Raw genomic sequence first — 17999 nt, forward strand, 5'->3', positions numbered from 1 at the left:
TAACAGCCTGAGTAAAATATAGCTAGATTTTTAAATTAAAAATAAGGTTATTCATTTTTCACACTTTTTCCATCCTCCACAAAAGCTTTGAAATCTTCCATATATTTCAGGGATTGTTTTTTAAAAGCACCTGGCATAAACCAGCCAAAAACTTTCATAAAACCGCTAAGTTTAAATTCATTATAAGCTGCCCAGATGGTGTGCTTCTCGGGGGTCTCTGTAAACTTATTCACCTGGTGATTATAGACGCCTTTTGCGTTGTAAGTAGCACTGAATTCATGAGGGAGATTATTTTTTAAAATAGTTTCGGTCATTTCAATCTCCCTTTTTCCCATTTTATATTTTAAAAGGTTTTGTGATCCTTCAGCTCCTAATTTGCCATTTATAGGTTTCATAAAAATAAAACCTCGCTGCCAGTGCTCCATATTATCTGGATTCGAAAACTTTTCTATCACTTCGTTTTTAGGCTTTTCAATAACAATTTCAAGCTGATATTTCATAACTCATTGGTTTGTGGTCTTCTAAAGATATAACAGAATTAAATATTTGTGAAATTTATAATTTAAATCTGTCTTTTTCGTTATGCCTTTAGCTTGCAGAACCTTAACTAATTCTTATTTTTGCGCGAATAAAGGCTTTTAGCATTAAGTAAGTCTATTCTGGCATTTAAATTGACGAATGCTCAAAAAAATTGATTTGAAGAAATACTTTCTTGGATTTACTTTAGGTATATTTTCCCTCCTCATGGCGGGTTGTGGTTATTTTGAGCAATCTGATGACAGGAAAGTAGTAGTACGGGTGAATGATTCCTATCTTTACGAGGAAGATGTTGCGGCATTGATTAATGAAGATACCTCCCCGGAAGATAGTTCTATAATCGTATCCAGCTATATTACACGCTGGGCCACTCAGCAACTCTTAATTGATCGTGCCGAATTAAATTTGCCTGAATCTCAGCAGAAAGAATTTAACGGCTTGGTGAGTAATTATAGAAATGAATTATATACCAATGCGTATACAGAAGCCGTGGTTTCCCGTGATCTCGATACGTCTCTTAATAGAGAGGATGTAGAATTATATTATGAGCAAAACAAGGAGAATTTTATTTTGAATGAAGACCTTTTGAAACTGAGATATATCAACCTGGCCAGGAATAGTAATAATCTCGATGAGATTAAGACTAAGTTTAGACGCTTCAATGAAAAAGATCAGCAGGAGTTGATAGATATGGCCTTGCAGTTTAAAAATTATTCTATGAACGATTCGGTTTGGGTAAAGACCAAATCTGTATATAATAAAATTGGCCCGCTTTCTGTAGAAGACAGGTCAAGCTTGCTTAAGAAATCTAATTTTATGGAATTGCAGGATTCACTAAATGTGTATCTTGTGTATGTAAATGACGTTCTAAGCCGAAATGAGCAGGCTCCTCTTGAATATGCTTCGGCAACTATACGCGAGATTTTGCTGAATAAGCGAAAACAAGCTTTAATTAAAGAATTAGAAAAAGATATTACCAAAGATGCAATTAAGAATAATGAATTTGAAATTTACAATTAAGTCGGCTCTAGTCGCAGGCTGTTTTTTAGTGTCTTCTTTCGCAGACGCACAGGAAGTAATTGTTACAGATAGTACTTCCATTCAGCCAGATGCTGAGTTAAAAAAGGAAAATGTATCAAAACAAGGTTCTCAGAGAATGAAGGTTGATGGTATTGCTGCCGTTATTGGAGAATATATCATTCTAGACAGTGATGTAGATCTTATGTACAAGGATATGCAAAGCCAGGGTATGTCAACTTCTGAAGTGACCGACTGTAATCTGGCAGGCTCCTTAATGGAGAACAAGTTATATGCACACCATGCTATCCAGGATAGTATCATTATTCCAGATTCTCAGATTAATGGAATGGTAGATCAGCAAATTCAAGGTCTTACTCAGCAGGCTGGCTCTATGGAAAAAGTGCTGGAGTTCTATAAGAAAGAAAATGAAGCAGATCTTAAAGCTGAAATTTTCCAGCTCACTAAGCAAAGACAACTGGCGCAGAGAATGCAGCAAAAAATTATTGAAGAGATTGAGGTGACTCCTGAAGAAGTAAGACAGTATTATGTTGGAATGGAAGAAAAGCCAATGTTCGGGACTGAAGTTGAATTATCTCAAATAGTTATTGAACCTGAAATTCCTCAATCTGAAAAGCAAAAGGTAATTGACAGGTTAAAAGAATTTAAGGCAGATATTATAGATAATGGAGCAAGTTTTTCAACGAAGGCTGTACTTTATTCACAGGATCCTGGAACCGCTTCAGATGGAGGTAGAATTACGTTAACCCGTAAAGATGCTTTTGTAAAAGAATTTAAAGATGTTGCATTTAGTCTACAGGAAGGTGAGATTAGTGAGCCTTTTGAAAGCGAATTTGGATACCATATCATTCAAGTAGATAAAATTAGAGGTCAAACATTAGAATTAAGACATATCATTTTGATCCCAGATGTTACCAATGCATCTGTTGAAGCGGCCAGAACGAAGATTGATACTCTTAGAAGTAAAATCGTTGGTGGGGATATTGAATTTGCTGCTGCGGCCAGAGAAGCTTCAGACGAAGAAGAAACTAAGAACGATGGCGGTAAATTAATAAATCCGCGTACGGGAGATACAAGGTTCGAACTTACTAAAATAGATCCTGAATTATTCAAACAGGTAGAAGAGCTTGAAGAAGGTGATGTTTCTTTGGTCTTAACTGAAAAAGATAGAGCAGGAAGACCACAATTTAAGATCATTAAGGTGACAAAGAAAATTGAGGAACATGAAGCCGACTATGCTACAGATTATCTCAAAATTAAAGAACTTGCTTTAAGAGATAAGCAATTAGATGCTATTGAAGAATGGCAAACAGAAAAAATAAACGATACTTACATAAAGGTTAACGGAAAATATCGGGACTGTGAGTATACGAGTGACTGGGTGAAAAACTAAAAGTTAATATGTCTGACGTTGCATTGGTAGAAAAATTGATAGATAAACATCACGATCTTAGAAATGAGATCGCTAAAGTGATCGTAGGTCAGGATGAGGTGGTGAATCAAATCCTTATATCAATTTTCTCCGGTGGTCATTCATTATTAATTGGGGTGCCGGGGCTTGCAAAAACCCTTATGGTAAATACCATTGCCCAGGCGCTTGGTCTGGATTTCAAAAGAATTCAATTTACTCCAGATTTGATGCCCAGTGATATTTTGGGATCAGAAATCCTGGATGAGAACAGGAAATTCAAATTCATCAAAGGACCTGTATTTACGAATATTCTCCTGGCAGACGAGATCAATAGAACTCCGCCTAAGACTCAGGCGGCTCTTTTAGAAGCTATGCAGGAAAGAGCGGTTACCGTTGCTGGTCATCATTATAAACTGGATCTTCCTTATTTTGTACTTGCTACACAAAATCCAATAGAGCAGGAGGGAACCTACCCCCTTCCTGAAGCGCAGTTAGACAGGTTCATGTTCGCTATAAATTTAGATTACCCAAGTTTTCAGGAAGAAGTAGATGTTGTGAAAGCGACCACTTCAGATAAGCCACAGGAAGTAAATGCTTTATTTAACGCCCAGGAAATTTCAGAAATACAACATGTTATTAGAAGAATTCCTGTGCCAGATAATGTAGTGGAATATGCTGTTAGACTTGTAGGAAAAACAAGACCTTTAAACGGTGCTCCAGAACTGGTTACTAATTATGTAGACTGGGGAGCTGGCCCAAGAGCCTCTCAGAATTTAATTATGGCGGCAAAAACTCATGCAGCTGTAAATGGTAAATTTTCTCCCGATATTGAAGATGTTCAGGCCGTAGCATTTGGAATTTTAAGGCACAGGATCATTAAAAACTACAAAGCAGAGGCTGAGGGGATTACTGAAGAGGATATTATTCGTAAACTTTTTTAGAGTTTTTCTATATATTTCTTCTAATTCATAACCAGTCTAAAAAGCCTGGTTCCAGGACTTACTTCTGTAAAATTGACAAATTCTTATTTTATTACCTAAATATTGAGTTTTACTGAATTTTTACCGGTAAAAATTATAATTTCAGAAATTATTTATACTAACTTCTGACTATTGCCTCTAATTTTCAAAATCCCTTGGAAATCCCTATTTTTGCAAGACTTTTTTAGAACATAAAACAAACAGAATATGGCATACGATATTGATATGATTAAGAAGGTGTATAGCCAAATGGCAGAACGTGTGAATACAGCACGTGAAGTTGTTGGTAAACCTTTGACACTTTCAGAAAAGATCCTTTATTCTCACTTATGGGACGGTAAAGCTAATGAAGCTTACGTCAGAGGGAAGGATTATGTAGAATTTTCACCAGATAGAATTGCCTGCCAGGATGCGACGGCTCAAATGGCTTTGCTACAATTTATGCAAGCTGGGAAGAAGCAGGTGGCTGTGCCTACCACAGTTCACTGTGATCACCTTATCCAGGCAAAAATGGGAGCTGCGATAGATTTACAGTCGGCTAACAAGAGTAGTAGTGAGGTTTTTGATTTTCTGGAATCAGTATCAAATAAGTACGGAATTGGATTCTGGAAGCCAGGTGCAGGTATTATTCACCAGGTAGTTCTTGAAAACTACGCATTCCCAGGAGGAATGATGATTGGTACAGATTCTCACACGGTGAACGCCGGGGGATTAGGAATGGTTGCTATTGGTGTTGGTGGTGCAGATGCTGTAGATGTAATGGCAGGAATGCCATGGGAGCTTAAATTCCCTAAACTTATTGGAGTGAAGTTAACCGGAAAACTTTCTGGATGGACTTCTTCTAAAGATGTGATCTTAAAAGTTGCAGGTATTCTTACTGTTAAGGGTGGTACCGGTGCAATTATTGAATACTTTGGTGAAGGGGCACGTAATTTATCCTGTACAGGTAAAGGTACTATCTGTAATATGGGAGCTGAAGTTGGTGCAACTACTTCAACTTTTGGTTATGACGACTCTATGGAGCGTTATCTTAAAGCAACTAACAGAGCTGATGTTGCTGAAGCAGCTAATGCAGTTCGTGAACACCTAACAGGTGATGATGAGGTTTATGCAAATCCAGAGCAATATTTTGATGAATTGATCGAGATCAATTTAGATGAATTGAAGCCACACTTAAACGGACCTTTTACTCCAGATCTTGCAACTCCTATTTCTGAAATGGGAGCGAAAGCTAAGGAGCATGACTGGCCAATCAATGTAGATTGGGGTCTAATTGGTTCCTGTACGAACTCTTCTTACGAAGATTTGACAAGAGCAGCTTCTATCGCAAAACAGGCGGTAGACAAGAAAGTAAAAGCTAAATCTGATTTCGGAATTAACCCGGGATCTGAGCAAATTAGATTTACTGCAGAAAGAGATGGATTGCTTCAGATCTTTGAAGATCTTGATGCAACGATATTTACAAACGCCTGTGGACCATGTATAGGTCAATGGGATCGTTCAGATAGAAAAGGGGAAGAGAAGAACACTATTGTTCACTCTTTTAACCGTAATTTCTCTAAGCGTGCAGATGGTAATCCAAATACGCACGCCTTTGTAGGTTCTCCTGAAATGGTTGCAGCAATTGCAATTTCTGGTAGACTTGATTTTGACCCTACTCGTGACAAGTTAATGAACGAGGATGGAGAAGAAGTAATGTTAGACGAGCCACAGGGAATTGAACTTCCATCTAAAGGGTTCGCCGTTGAAGATGCAGGTTATGTTGCGCCTAAAGAAGACGGAAGTAGTGTTGAGGTAAAAGTAGCTGAAGACAGTGAAAGACTTCAATTATTAACCCCATTTGAGCCTTGGGATGGTAAGAACCTTACCGGTGCGAAACTGCTTATCAAAGCATGGGGTAAATGTACTACCGATCATATTTCTATGGCAGGACCTTGGTTACGTTACAGAGGTCACCTTGATAATATTTCTAACAACTGTTTGATCGGAGCGATTAACGCTTATAATAAGAAATCGAATTTTGTTAAAAATCAACTAACTGGTGAGTACAATGGTGTACCGGCAGTGCAAAGAGAATACAAGAAAGAAGGAATTTCAACGATAGTGGTGGGAGATCATAATTACGGTGAAGGTTCTTCAAGAGAGCATGCAGCTATGGAGCCAAGACATTTAGGTGTTAAGGTGGTATTGGTAAAATCTTTCGCCCGTATTCACGAAACAAATCTTAAGAAACAAGGGATGTTAGGTCTTACTTTTGCAAATGAAAGTGATTACGATCTAATTCAGGAAGACGATACTTTCAACTTTGTAGATCTTGAGAACTTTGCTCCAGATACTCCATTAACGATAGAGATCGTTCATGCAGATGGAAGCAAGGATACAATAAAAGCAAACCATACCTATAATGCTCCTCAAATTGAGTGGTATAAGCATGGTTCAGCATTAAATCTTATTAAAAAGCAAAATGCAGCTTAAGTTTGAGCTTAAATAATAAAAAGAAAGCTCCCTTTTCAGGGAGTTTTTTTATGTGGTAACTTTGCGAAAATTTTGTTGCCCTTTTCCTATGAAATTATTTAAAAATCAGTGGTCTAATATTATCATTATCGTGATTATCCTGGCGATGGTGATTCCACAAACCAGAAAACCAATTCAAATTTTCGTAAATAAATTAATCTCCTTTGCACCTTCAATAAACGATGAAGATGATAGAGAGAAAATTGCCGATTATAACTGGATTCTGGAAGACAAAAGAGGGAAGCGTATTGAGTTTTCTGAATTTGAGGATAAAGTCATTGTAGTGAATTTCTGGGCAACCTGGTGTCCGCCCTGTATCGCTGAAATGCCAAGCTTTCAGGAGTTATATGAAGCTTATGGAGAAAAGGTTACTTTTATTTTTGTTTCAGGAGAGCAGCATGAGACCACTGAAAATTATATGAAACGAAAACGTTTTACGTTGCCTTCCTATAAAATGCTAACCAAAGCTCCGGAACCTATGAATGGAAAAACGCTTCCTACTACTTATGTGATTGCAAAGGATGGAAGTATAGTTGTGGATAAAGTTGGCTCTGCCGACTGGAATAGTGAAAGTTTCAGAAAAACGCTGGATAAACTCCTTTCAGAATAAAATTAGATCTTTTTAAAGAATGATCTTATGAATTGAGGGTGGTAAAGCGAAAGCATAATCTTCAGGTCTTCTGAAAAGCTTGTCTCTTCATCCAGAAAGCTAAAAATTTCCTGAATGCTGTTTTTTGTATAGAATTTTGTGAAAAGAGATTCACCAAGGTTATTTTGAGATTGCAAAACATCTAAGAAAATAGCATCATATTTCTGAAATTTTTTATTCATCAGGTTTGCAGAAGGGTGTAGCCCGCTTTTTATATTTTCAATTAACTTCTCAACCTTTACTTCAGTATTTTTAAATGAATAACCCGAAGATGCTTTTACCCAGCCACCTGCAGTGCCTATCTTGGTAAGATATCTTGTATTGGATTTATGGAAGGGATAATCGGTCATGGGGATGATACCTTTCTCAGTTTCTATGATTTCAAAATGATCGATCTTCAATATAGAATGAATGTATTCTTCAAGTTTTTGATCATAAACAGATTCCTTGCAAAGCGAAGGAGTGAAAAAGGTGAATTCTACAAGCACTTCATTTTTTGATGTGGGCAGAATGTAGGTAAAACAGGTATCTTCCTTATGCTTTACTCTGTAATCCATCATAGTAAAGATCTCAGGATCAAAATGTGCTTTCTCAGTCTTGATTTTGATGCCTTTAAAATGCTGATATATTAAAGACGATTTCTCATCATTTTTGAAGTCTGAATCCAGGCGGCTATCAAAAAAATGGGTGGCGGTGTAATTATTTTTTTCACCAATAGCATTTCTGGTAACCTGATCTATTTTGGTGATCCTGTCTTTAATAAAGAAAATATCTTCTGAATTCTCCAATTCTTCTTTCGCATAGTCATAGAAGTCCAGCGAATTTATCATCTTATACGAATATGGTTCCAGAGCCAGATCCCTGGAAAGTTCTGATGATATAAATTTACCTTTATTCCATTTTTTAGCTATAAGGTGATCCCAGTTTCCACGTCCTTTTTCCCAGAAGCACCAGGTTTTATCATTTGCAGACTTTTTGGAGGGTTCTATAATAGCAATCTTCTTCCCTTTGAAGAAAACATCCTGATGTAGGCGTAATGCCAGTTGAAGTCCCGCCAGGCCACCACCAACAATGACGTAGTAATAATCTGGCGTTATCATTTATTTAAAGAATTTATTATTTTCTGAAGTATTTAAAAGGTACGAAAAGCATTCCGAAGCATTCTCCGTCATCTTTGCCTAAATGCTTGTGATGCATTTTATGTGCTCTTCTAATGCCTTTTGCGTATTTATTATTAGCGTTTCGAAATATTTTAAAACGCTGGTGTATAAAGATATCGTGAACGGTAAAGTAAGTAATTCCGTAGGCCAGGATACCAAGTCCAATGGGTAAACCTATCCAAACATCGTCATATCGCCATAATAAGAAACAACCAATGCTAACAAGAGCATAGAAAACAAAGAAAAGATCGTTTCGCTCCCACCAGCTGCTATGGTCTTTTTTATGGTGATCTTGATGCAATTTCCATAGAAACCCATGCATCACATATTTGTGAGTAAACCAGGCCATACCCTCCATCATCATGAAGGTGCCTAGAAAAACCACTATCCATAATATTACATTCATCTTCTTTCTTTTAAATGAGATTCAATCTATATGAAATATAAGATTTTGCAAGCAATCCGGCTTTCTGATAATTAGGGACTCTTACCCGCCGTTTTCTTATTTCAAGCGATGGAATCCTTTTTAATTTTTGTAATAATTTTCTATAATAAATATAAGCCGTGTAAACTCCAAATTTAGCTTCTACAGGTAAATGTGCAATACCTTTTAAGCCTTTATGAAAATCTTCCTCAATTTCTTTAATGATCTGTTCTTTATTAAGTTCATTTAGCTGAGACAGATCTACATTGGGGAAATAACTTCTGCTAAGGTCTTCATAATCTGCCTTGAGATCCCTTAAAAAATTTACTTTCTGAAAAGCGGAACCAAGGCTCATGGCAGATTCTTTTAGTTCCTTATATCTTTTCTCGTCTCCGTGCACAAATACCTTAAGACACATAAGTCCAACTACATCTGCACTTCCATATATATATTGTTTATATTCTTCCATGCTTAGATATTCAGATTTATGTAAGTCTAAGCGCATACTATCCATAAAAGAGGAGTATAATTCTTTCTGGATGGAATATTTGTGTACAGTTTCCTGGAAAGAATTTAGAATTGGATTTAATGATATTTTTGAATCTATTGCTTTGTGAAGATCTGATTCAAAATCAGCAAAGAGCTGTTCTTTATCATAATCATGAAATGAATCTACTATTTCATCTGCCAGCCGTACAAAACCATAAATATTATAGATATCCTGCCTAATGGAAGGCGCTAGCATTTTAGTAGCCAAAGAAAAGGATGTGCTGTAAGAATTGGTAACGGTCTTACTGCACTCTCTGGAAACATTATCGAAAAGGGCTTTCATATTAATTTCTTTCATATTTTTCTATCAATCCGGCTGCCAGTTTTCCTGAAATTAGGGAAGGTGGTACCCCCGGACCGGGAACGCTTAATTGTCCCGTAAAGTAAAGTTGATCAACTTTTTTACTCCTCAATTTTGGTCTTAAAAATGCCGTCTGAAAAAGTGTATTGGCCATCCCATAAGCATTACCTTTATAGGAGTTATAGGCTTTTTTAAAATCTTTCACACAGAAGGATTCTTTAAATATAATATTTGTTTTCAATTTTTGATCAGTAAGTCTTTCAAAACGATCCAGGATCAAATTAAAATAGTGTTCTCTCAACTCCTGGGTGTCTTCAAGATCTGGAGCAAGTGGGATTAAAAATATACCCGCCTCTTTTCCTTCTGGAGCACAGGTGTTATCAGTAATAGACGGAAAACTGGCATAAAACAACGGGTCTTCAGGCCATTTTGGATCATCATAAATGTCTTTTGCATGCGCTTCAAAATTTGAATCAAAGAAAAGCGTATGATGAGAAACATTTTTTATTTTCTTGTCAAAACCTACATAAAAGAGCAAAGAAGACGGTGCGAATGTTTTTTTATTCCAATAAGATTCAGAATACTGTCGTAGTTTTTGGGGCAGTAATTGTTCTGAATGATGATAATCTGCACCCGATAGAACAATATCTGCATGAAACTCTTTTCCATTCACAAGAATACCTTTGGCCTTATTATTTTCAGTAATAATTTTTTCAACGGGGGAATTTAAGTGAAATTTAACCCCAAGGGATTCGGCAAGTTCTTTAATTCCTTCAATGACCTTATACATCCCTCCAACCGGGTGCCATGTGCCCAGCCCAAAATCGGCATAATTCATAAAACTGTAAAAAGCCGGCGTATCGCTCGCTTTTGCACCCAAAAATAAAACAGGAAACTCTAAGATCTGTCGGAGTTTTGTATTAGAAAATTCTTTTCTAACGTCACTGCTAATATTGGTGAAAAATCTACCTAATCTTTTAGCGGTTTCAGGAGTGATTAACTCTATAGGTGAAACACCGGGACGGTATACCAGATCTTTTATGGCTATTTCATAATTATCTTTGGCTTTTGAAATAAACCTTTTCAGGTTGTTTGAACTTCCTGTTTCTTCCTTTTCAAAACTGTCGTAAATTCCTTGAAGGGATCCGGGAATAGTGATAGAGTCATTTTTCTCGAAATATACCTGATAGGCAGGATCTAATTTTTCAAGTTTATAATAGTCTGAAGGTTTTTTATTGAAATCAGAAAAAAAGCGTTCAAAAACATCGGGCATCCAATACCATGTGGGGCCAATATCAAAAGTGAATCCGTCTTTTTTTAGTTGCCTGGCCCTTCCTCCAAGACTACTGTTTTTTTCAAATACTTCTACCTTGTATCCTGCTTTTGCTAAGTAACAGGATGCTGCAAGAGATGAAAATCCAGATCCTATAATATTAATTTTTTGAGGCATTTAGTAGGTTATAGCGTGTTAGTAAAAGAAGAAATAGATTTCTGAACTTTTATATTACCCGGTAATTTGGAAGAATCAATTTCCCTGGTTCTTTGTCCAAATAAATAGAATTCATGCATTTTCTCCTGGCATATTTTATCCTGAAAGCTACTTATAAAATCATGAATATTGGTATTTACGGGTGATATTGTAAGGTAACTTACGAAGATTAAGTTCTTATGGATTTCCATTAGATAATCTATATTCTCTAATGGCAAACTAGGTCCCAGGTAGATCGCATTTTTTCCGGAGTTTAAGATCTCGTAATTCAGGTAGAGAATCCCCACATCGTGAATTTCATTATAGGGGAGAAATAGAACATATAATTTATCATCCTCCTTATTGAGCGTTTCAGATTTTATCTCTGCAATGTTCAAATAAATTTTTTGTTTTATAAGCTCTACGATATAATGTTCATGTATAGGCTTAATAGTATCTGTTTGCCATAGCAGGCCAATTTCATCTAGAAGTGGTAAAAACACATCGTTAAAAATCTCCCTGAAATTCCTGTTTTCTCGTAGTTGGTTATAGGTTCTTTGAAAAAGGCGGTCATCAAAGTTCATCATCGCAAGCTTAAAAGAATTTTTAGCTCTGTTCTCTTCACTGGATGATGCAGAAATTCGATTAACCAGATTTTTTATTTCACTCTCATCCATTCTGGATATTCTGGAAATCTTATATCCATGGCTGTTTAGAAAAGCTATATTCAATAGCTTTTGCAAATTCTTGCCATTATAGGTTCTAATATTAGTATCGGTACGCTCAGGATCTAAGATGTCATACCTTTTTTCCCAAATTCTAATAGTATGAGCTTTTACTCCACTTAGATGCTCGAGATCCTTAATACTGAAATTCTGTTTAATGTGTTCCATATTTTATAATAGACATTAAACAAAACTAAACAATTAAATAGCGTATTCTGTATAGTGAAATGTTAAATTGTTTAATTTTAGGGTGAATTAATTAAACAAAATATTCTGGAGTTCGAGAAAAATCTCAAGAACTCTTTAGATATTGATTTATTGAAGAAAAAAAAGTTGAAATATAAATAGAAAAGTAGTACCCGGAGCGGGACTTGAACCCGCACGCCCTAATGGACACATGGCCCTCAACCATGCCTGTCTACCAATTCCAGCACCCGGGTAAATATTATGGGGTATGATCCATATGGCTGGTACAATAAAATTTCCGAAAAAGTATGCCGGAAAAGCACTGATCTGGCTGGGGCTTCCTTCGCTTAGACTGCGCTCAACGCAAGGCTCTTCAGTTTAGGTAAAATTCGTGCCCTTAAAATTCAGACCAAAAAGAGTGATCTGGCTGGGGCTCGAACCCAGGACCCTCTCCTTAAAAGGGAGATGCTCTACCAACTGAGCTACCAGATCTTGAAAATATAATTTAGAACGTAATAAGTGATCTGGCTGGGGCTCGAACCCAGGACCCTCTCCTTAAAAGGGAGATGCTCTACCAACTGAGCTACCAGATCAATAAAAAGCATCCGTCGTTTTGCGAATGCGGGTGCAAATATACATTCATTAATTTATTTTTCAAGCCTAAATTGGTATAATTTTATCTTAGTTTTGCCTTTATCTCATTTTAAGCAGATTAGATAATGAAAATATTTCTATTGGGATATATGGGTTCCGGAAAATCTCATATTGGAAAGCGATTAGCAGAGAGAATTTATCAAAAATTTATAGATTTTGATGAAGAAATCGAAAAAAGAGAAAATTCTACTATTTCTGAAATTTTCAAAAATAAGGGTGAGATCTTTTTTAGGAAATTAGAGCGCCAGGTACTGGAGGAAATGATCCAGCTGGATGAAGCGGCAATAGTTTCCCTGGGAGGAGGTACCCCATGTTATGGAAATAATATGGAGCTTATAAAAACTAATGCGGATGTTGCCTCCTTTTATTTAAAATTGGACATACAAACACTTACGGAGAGATTGGAGGCTGAAAAAGCTCACAGACCTGTGATTAGTCACCTTGATAACGAGGAACAGTTAGAAGAATTTATAAGAAAGCATCTTTTTGAGAGAGGTTTCTATTACAACCAGAGTGATTATGTGATAGATTGCAATGATAAATCTGCAGATGAAATTATTAGTAAGATTCAGGAGAAACTAGGATAGCTCTACTTTTTCTTTATTCTTTTCAAAGATCACTTTTACTGTTTCGCTTAACGACGTAGATAGCGATATTCCTTTAAAATCTGCTTTTACCGGATATTTTTTGTGATTCCTATCTACGAGTACCGCTGTTTTAAACTGCTTTAAGGGAACTTCCAGAAAATGTCTTACTCCATATATAAGAGTGGTACCAGAGTTTAAAACATCATCTACAAGAATGATCGATTTATTCTGATAATCTTTAGCGGGTAAGGAGGTTTTTATTTCACCCAGTGGATTCTTTTTGTCTATTTGAACTTTACAAAGGGAGACTTTAAGTTGGGAGATATTTTTTAATTCTTTTTCCAGCTTTTCGGCCAATATAAATCCATTTTTTGCAATACCGGCGATGATGATTTCTTCCTCTTCAATATTACTTTCATAAACCTGATAGGCGATCCTGCGAATCTTATGTTTAATCTGTTCCTGATTTAGAATTAGGTGATGATTCTCCATTACTTACTTTTTGTTGAAATTAAAAAACAACTCATTTCCCTGCCTTGGTTTGATAGAGTTGTAACAGGGCTCAAAAATATTGATTTTAAAATACGGACTAAAATACGTCAAATATTCTTCTTTATTACCACCAAAAGGAGGTCCGTTTGATGTAAGTTTAAAGTTGAAAAGCAGGCCTGAAATTTTTCCATTAGCTTGAAGCAGGTCATGGGATTTTTTAGCATAATCGGGTCTCTTACTTACGGGTAAGGCACAAAAAAACGTTTGTTCTAAAATAAGATCAAATCGACCCTGTAATTTAAAAAAGTCTTCATGCAGAATTTGAGCATCTGGGAAATCTCTAAACCTAGCTTTTAAATTTTTTATAGGCTCTTCGGCAATATCACAGATCCAGATATTCTCAAAACCATTTTTAAAAAGATATTCAGCCTCGTAAGAATTCCCAGCCCCGGGGATGAGAATTTTAAGGTTCTTATTTTTAAGCTGATCAATATATTCTTTTAAAGGGGTAGAAATATGTCCAATATCCCAACCCGTTTGATCTTTCTGGTATTTTGATGACCAAAAATCTTTATTCATCCTTTTTCTCTGATTTATCGGTTACATCATCTCCCGCATTTTCAAACCAGTCATCAATGTCCCTTCTATCTTTTTTAGTGGGTCGCCCTGTACCTTTCTTTCTATAATAATCTTTTGAATACTTAAGCAGGTCTAATTTTTCAAAAGCTTCCTTAGGAGTAATATCATGAACATAAAGATTAACCAGTTTTGCACCTACACGACTTTTTGGTAGGTCCAGGATTTCCAGTTCATAATTGATCTGGTTCTTTCTAACTCTTAATTTATCTCCTGGGAAAATATCTTTAGAAGGTTTTAAAATCTCATCCTCAAGCCTCACTTTACCTTGTTTGCAAGCGTTGGTAGCAATATTTCTAGTCTTAAAATATCTTACACACCACAAAAACTTATCAACTCTCATAATTTGACCTCTAAATCACCGTTCAATATTGAACAAAAATACAAGATTATTGTATCTTGCGGCTCCAAAATAGAATTCTGATGAGAATAAACAAACTTTTACTGATTGGCCTTACGGCTTTTCTTGTTTTTTCATGTGATAATGATGATGACAATACTGCGGAAACTGTTCCTCCAAGAGATAGAGGAGAGCAGGCAATTGAAGACGATCAGGCCCTGATCGAATATCTTTCTACTCATTTTTATAATTATGAGGAATTTGAGAATTCATCTGAGGGTTTTGATAATGTTGTGCGTTTCGATACTATTTCAGGGGAAAATGCTGATAAAACTCCTATAATAGATTCTGATAAATTAGTTACCAAAACGGTTAATAATGAAGGCGTAGACCAGCAGATTTATATCTTAAAAGTAAGAGAGGGTGTTGGTGCGAAACCTAAATTTACAGACTCTACCTATGTAACATACCAGGGGCAATTGCTAACAAATGATGTGTTTGATGGGAATTTGAAAACTCCGGTTTGGTTTAACCTGGTGGCTTACCTTGTTAGAAATTCAACGGGTTCTTTTGTGCCAACAGGTGGAACTATTACGGGATTCAATGAAGGTCTGCAGGAATTTGGAGGCGCCAGTGGTTTTGAGGTGAATGCTGATAATACGATCAAATGGAACGACGATTACGGGATAGGAGCAGTTTTTATACCATCAGGTCTTGCTTACTTCAACAGTCCGCCTTCTATCGCAATTCCAGAATATGCACCACTTATTTTTAAGATCAATATGTTCAGGGTGAATGAAGCAGATCATGATGGGGATGGGATTCCTTCGTACCTGGAAGATCTGGATGGTGATGATGATATTTTTAGTGACGATTCTGATGATGATGGATTGCCAAATCATTCAGATGCTGATGATGATGGAGATGGAACTTTAACCAGGGATGAAATCACCATAAACGAAGATGGAAGTATTTCTTTTACGGATTCTAATAATGATGGAACACCAGATTATTTAGATCCTGATGTTTTTCAATAGATATTTTTAAGAATATAGGAAATAAAAAAGGCTCGCGGAATAGCGAGCCTTTTTTATTGATATGAAATTTTATCTTCCACCTACAGATTGTAAATCTTCAATACAGGCATCATCTAAATTAGGGACACCACCACCGTCTATTACGTTAATTACCCCGCTTCCAAATTCAATAGAAGCACGCATTAAACAACCTTCTATTACACAGTGACCATCATTTTCAGGGTCTTCATGATTTGAAACGGGTGTAGTTCCCAGGTTTACAAGTCCAAATAAATGTCCGAATTCGTGATTAAGTGTTGCAGCTTCAATCGTGGCTCTGTCTGGAGCACCGGTTCTATTGGCAAATTCTCTAATGGTTCTTTCATAAATCACCATGGAAGTGTTTCTGTAAGCTGAACCCAATACAAATTTTTCGTTGGTATCTTTTTCGTTTTTTCCATCGGCAAAATAGATCCATACGGCTATTTCGTCCCCAACATTATATGCCGTGCGCTCCTCTTTTTCTATCGCTACAATTTCATCTACTGAAAAAGGAGCTTTTCCCGAAGAGTTTGCTGCCCTTAGATTTATTTGAATGCCATCTGGTTTATAAATTCTTGATTGCAGGAAACCTCTAAATTGGTTAATGGCTTCATCGGTTGGGCGATTTCCTTCAACATATACCATTTCAATATTCAGCGAAGTAAAGGTGACGTCGCTAAGCAAATCTGAAGCAGAGGACCCAAGATTTTTTAAGTTCGCAGATCGGTCTATAGTATTGCTGCCGGGATCATTTGAATTATCTGTACTACAGGAAATGATGAAAACAGCAGTATAGAAAATTAAGAGTACTTTTTTAAATCTATTCATTATGATTTATATGAATTATGGCAAAAATAGGAAAAATAGTGGTTTAGGCCTTTACTAAGATTTGTACAAAAAAATATTGTCAGGAATTAATCGATAAGGAAGCTAAAAAGTCATGATTTTTACCCCGTTGCAAAATCTCACATTTAAAACCGTTTGCGTTAGCTAATTTTTCAAGTAGCACAGGATCTATGTAAAGCCATTCAAAACTATCGGTCTTTTGATTTTTATAGCTTATGCTGAATTCAAATTCTCCATAATACTGGTCGGTTTCTACGATTTCATCATCAAATAAATAGATAAGATCTGAAGAATCCATTAAGATTTTACCATTTTCGGCTAAGAGGGATTTAGAATGGTTAAAGAAATGCTCAAGATTTTCAAGTTTTCCAATAATACCACTGCCGTTCATCAGCATTAAAATAGTGTCAAATTTTTCATTTTTGATATGAAAAAAGTCTTTACAAAAGACATTGCTTAAACCTCGTTTTTTGCAAATTTCAATGGCGCCTGTAGAAGTATCTATCGCTTCTACAAATAGATTTCTTTTTTTCTCGAGGTATAGAGCGTGGCTACCGGCGCCACAACCAACATCCAGAACTTTTCCATGACAGTTTTCCAGTGCAGTTTGTTCTATTTCAGGCATTTCTCTGAAATCTCTAAAAAGATATGCTACTGGAATAACATCATCATCAAAATCTGGGGAATGCACAATAATGTCTGTCTTGTCATTTTTCTCATAAAATGCCTTGATGGCGATGCCGAATATATCCTTATTTTTGTCCAATGGAAGAGATTCTTAATAGGTTACCTGAAAAGGCCAAAGATAAGAAGAAGGAAAATAGAAAGTTCTTTTCTAAGTTAAAGAAAAGACCGCCAAAAGATCTGGATTCTTTAATGATTGATCTTCATGAAGAAGAATTTTCAAGAACAGATTGTCTTAGCTGTGCAAATTGTTGCAAGACTACAGGGCCTTTATTTACTCAAAAAGATATAGAAAGGCTTAGTAAGCATTTTAGAATGAAGCCGGGTGAGTTTATCGATTCTTATCTAAGGCTGGATGAAGAGAACGATTTTGTGCTTCAACAAGTACCATGTCCTTTTTTAGGAGCCGATAATTATTGCTCGGTATACGATAAAAGACCTAAGGCCTGCAGGGAATATCCGCATACAGACAGGAAAGATTTTCATAAAATATCAAATATCACCATCAGGAATACGGCAGTATGTCCTGCAGCTTACAATATCGTGGAAGAAATGAAAAGAAGATTAAATTACTGAGTCCTGCCGTAATCTGATATGAAATACAAAGTCGCACCAAGTAATGGCGCTGAAATAAGGAAAATGATCCATATAGTTTTTGCTATTAGGCTTAAATTGCTGTGATAGATATGTAGCCCCATTTTAATAGTAAATCCCAGGATAAGTAATAAAAGTGCTACGAAGAAAATTTCTTTCATTATAG

20 protein-coding genes and 3 tRNA genes are annotated in these 17999 nt (G+C 36.2%); 8 read left to right on the forward strand and 15 right to left on the reverse strand.

Annotated features, from left to right (window positions below; translation table 11 throughout):
- Window positions 1-47: 47 nt before the first annotated feature.
- Window positions 48-500: an SRPBCC family protein gene (locus tag BLT95_RS14045; RefSeq protein ID WP_089666766.1), complete on the reverse strand. Its 453-nt coding sequence runs from the start codon at window positions 498-500 to the stop codon at window positions 48-50.
- Between the two features lie 196 nt (window positions 501-696).
- Between BLT95_RS14045 and BLT95_RS14050 the strand changes: the two genes are divergently transcribed.
- The 5 genes from BLT95_RS14050 (at window position 697) to BLT95_RS14070 (ending at window position 7090) form a co-directional block, all read left to right on the forward strand.
- Window positions 697-1557, forward strand: a complete 861-nt coding sequence (locus BLT95_RS14050) for a peptidyl-prolyl cis-trans isomerase (protein WP_347584294.1) — start codon at window positions 697-699, stop codon at window positions 1555-1557.
- Window positions 1520-2968 (forward strand): peptidylprolyl isomerase, encoded by a 1449-nt coding sequence (locus tag BLT95_RS14055; RefSeq protein ID WP_089666768.1) that lies wholly within the window; start codon window positions 1520-1522, stop codon window positions 2966-2968. Before BLT95_RS14050 ends, BLT95_RS14055 begins: the two co-directional genes overlap by 38 nt.
- 8 nt (window positions 2969-2976) lie before the next feature.
- Window positions 2977-3927 (forward strand): MoxR family ATPase, encoded by a 951-nt coding sequence (locus BLT95_RS14060; protein WP_089666769.1) that lies wholly within the window; start codon window positions 2977-2979, stop codon window positions 3925-3927.
- A gap of 246 nt (window positions 3928-4173) precedes the next feature.
- The gene (locus BLT95_RS14065) at window positions 4174-6441 is read left to right on the forward strand and encodes an aconitate hydratase (protein ID WP_089666770.1); all 2268 of its coding nucleotides are present in this window, start codon (window positions 4174-4176) and stop codon (window positions 6439-6441) included.
- Between the two features lie 88 nt (window positions 6442-6529).
- Entirely contained in the window at window positions 6530-7090 is a 561-nt protein-coding gene (locus BLT95_RS14070; protein WP_089666771.1) for a TlpA disulfide reductase family protein, read from the forward strand.
- 2 nt (window positions 7091-7092) lie between these two features.
- On the opposite strand, the gene BLT95_RS14075 is transcribed toward BLT95_RS14070, so the two are convergent.
- The 8 genes from BLT95_RS14075 to BLT95_RS14110 form a co-directional block, all read right to left on the reverse strand.
- On the reverse strand, window positions 7093-8229 hold the full coding sequence (locus BLT95_RS14075; RefSeq protein ID WP_089666772.1) for a lycopene cyclase family protein: 1137 nt from the start codon (window positions 8227-8229) through the stop codon (window positions 7093-7095).
- A gap of 16 nt (window positions 8230-8245) precedes the next feature.
- The gene (locus BLT95_RS14080) at window positions 8246-8695 is read right to left on the reverse strand and encodes a sterol desaturase family protein (RefSeq protein ID WP_089666773.1); all 450 of its coding nucleotides are present in this window, start codon (window positions 8693-8695) and stop codon (window positions 8246-8248) included.
- Between the two features lie 10 nt (window positions 8696-8705).
- Window positions 8706-9545, reverse strand: a complete 840-nt coding sequence (locus tag BLT95_RS14085) for a phytoene/squalene synthase family protein (RefSeq protein ID WP_089666940.1) — start codon at window positions 9543-9545, stop codon at window positions 8706-8708.
- A 1-nt stretch (window position 9546) separates the two neighbouring features.
- Window positions 9547-11013 (reverse strand): phytoene desaturase family protein, encoded by a 1467-nt coding sequence (gene crtI, locus BLT95_RS14090; protein WP_089666774.1) that lies wholly within the window; start codon window positions 11011-11013, stop codon window positions 9547-9549.
- A gap of 8 nt (window positions 11014-11021) precedes the next feature.
- Window positions 11022-11924 (reverse strand): MerR family transcriptional regulator, encoded by a 903-nt coding sequence (locus BLT95_RS14095; RefSeq protein ID WP_089666775.1) that lies wholly within the window; start codon window positions 11922-11924, stop codon window positions 11022-11024.
- 188 nt (window positions 11925-12112) lie between these two features.
- Window positions 12113-12196 (reverse strand) — tRNA-Leu (locus BLT95_RS14100).
- Between the two features lie 165 nt (window positions 12197-12361).
- Window positions 12362-12434 (reverse strand) — tRNA-Lys (locus tag BLT95_RS14105).
- 28 nt (window positions 12435-12462) lie between these two features.
- A tRNA-Lys gene (locus tag BLT95_RS14110) sits at window positions 12463-12535 on the reverse strand.
- A 126-nt stretch (window positions 12536-12661) separates the two neighbouring features.
- Between BLT95_RS14110 and BLT95_RS14115 the strand changes: the two genes are divergently transcribed.
- Window positions 12662-13183 (forward strand): shikimate kinase, encoded by a 522-nt coding sequence (locus tag BLT95_RS14115; RefSeq protein ID WP_089666776.1) that lies wholly within the window; start codon window positions 12662-12664, stop codon window positions 13181-13183.
- On the opposite strand, the gene BLT95_RS14120 is transcribed toward BLT95_RS14115, so the two are convergent.
- Genes BLT95_RS14120 through BLT95_RS14130 form a run of 3 tightly spaced genes read right to left on the reverse strand, consistent with a single transcriptional unit; the run spans window position 13175 to window position 14654 of the window.
- Entirely contained in the window at window positions 13175-13675 is a 501-nt protein-coding gene (locus BLT95_RS14120; RefSeq protein ID WP_089666777.1) for a phosphoribosyltransferase family protein, read from the reverse strand. The genes BLT95_RS14115 and BLT95_RS14120 overlap by 9 nt on opposite strands.
- A gap of 3 nt (window positions 13676-13678) precedes the next feature.
- Window positions 13679-14254, reverse strand: a complete 576-nt coding sequence (locus tag BLT95_RS14125) for a methyltransferase domain-containing protein (protein WP_089666778.1) — start codon at window positions 14252-14254, stop codon at window positions 13679-13681.
- On the reverse strand, window positions 14247-14654 hold the full coding sequence (locus BLT95_RS14130; protein WP_089666779.1) for a S4 domain-containing protein: 408 nt from the start codon (window positions 14652-14654) through the stop codon (window positions 14247-14249). Before BLT95_RS14130 ends, BLT95_RS14125 begins: the two co-directional genes overlap by 8 nt.
- Window positions 14655-14734: 80 nt before the next feature.
- On the opposite strand from BLT95_RS14130, the gene BLT95_RS14135 reads away from it, so the two are divergent.
- Window positions 14735-15688, forward strand: a complete 954-nt coding sequence (locus BLT95_RS14135; protein WP_089666780.1) for a hypothetical protein — start codon at window positions 14735-14737, stop codon at window positions 15686-15688.
- Between the two features lie 69 nt (window positions 15689-15757).
- Here the strand turns inward: BLT95_RS14135 and BLT95_RS14140 are convergent, their stop codons facing one another.
- Entirely contained in the window at window positions 15758-16537 is a 780-nt protein-coding gene (locus BLT95_RS14140) for a hypothetical protein (RefSeq protein ID WP_089666781.1), read from the reverse strand.
- A gap of 79 nt (window positions 16538-16616) precedes the next feature.
- Window positions 16617-17321, reverse strand: a complete 705-nt coding sequence (locus BLT95_RS14145) for a class I SAM-dependent methyltransferase (RefSeq protein ID WP_089666782.1) — start codon at window positions 17319-17321, stop codon at window positions 16617-16619.
- On the opposite strand from BLT95_RS14145, the gene BLT95_RS14150 reads away from it, so the two are divergent.
- Complete coding sequence (locus tag BLT95_RS14150; protein WP_089666783.1) at window positions 17321-17815, forward strand: YkgJ family cysteine cluster protein; 495 nt, start codon at window positions 17321-17323, stop codon at window positions 17813-17815. The two genes, BLT95_RS14145 and BLT95_RS14150, sit on opposite strands and share 1 nt — an antisense overlap.
- Here BLT95_RS14150 and BLT95_RS14375 read toward each other — a convergent pair.
- Window positions 17809-17994, reverse strand: coding sequence for a hypothetical protein (locus BLT95_RS14375; RefSeq protein ID WP_157718072.1), 186 nt, complete (start codon window positions 17992-17994; stop codon window positions 17809-17811). The two genes, BLT95_RS14150 and BLT95_RS14375, sit on opposite strands and share 7 nt — an antisense overlap.
- Window positions 17995-17999 lie beyond the last annotated feature (5 nt).

The sequence above is a fragment of the Gramella sp. MAR_2010_147 genome, assembly GCF_900105135.1.
GTDB lineage: Bacteria > Bacteroidota > Bacteroidia > Flavobacteriales > Flavobacteriaceae > Christiangramia.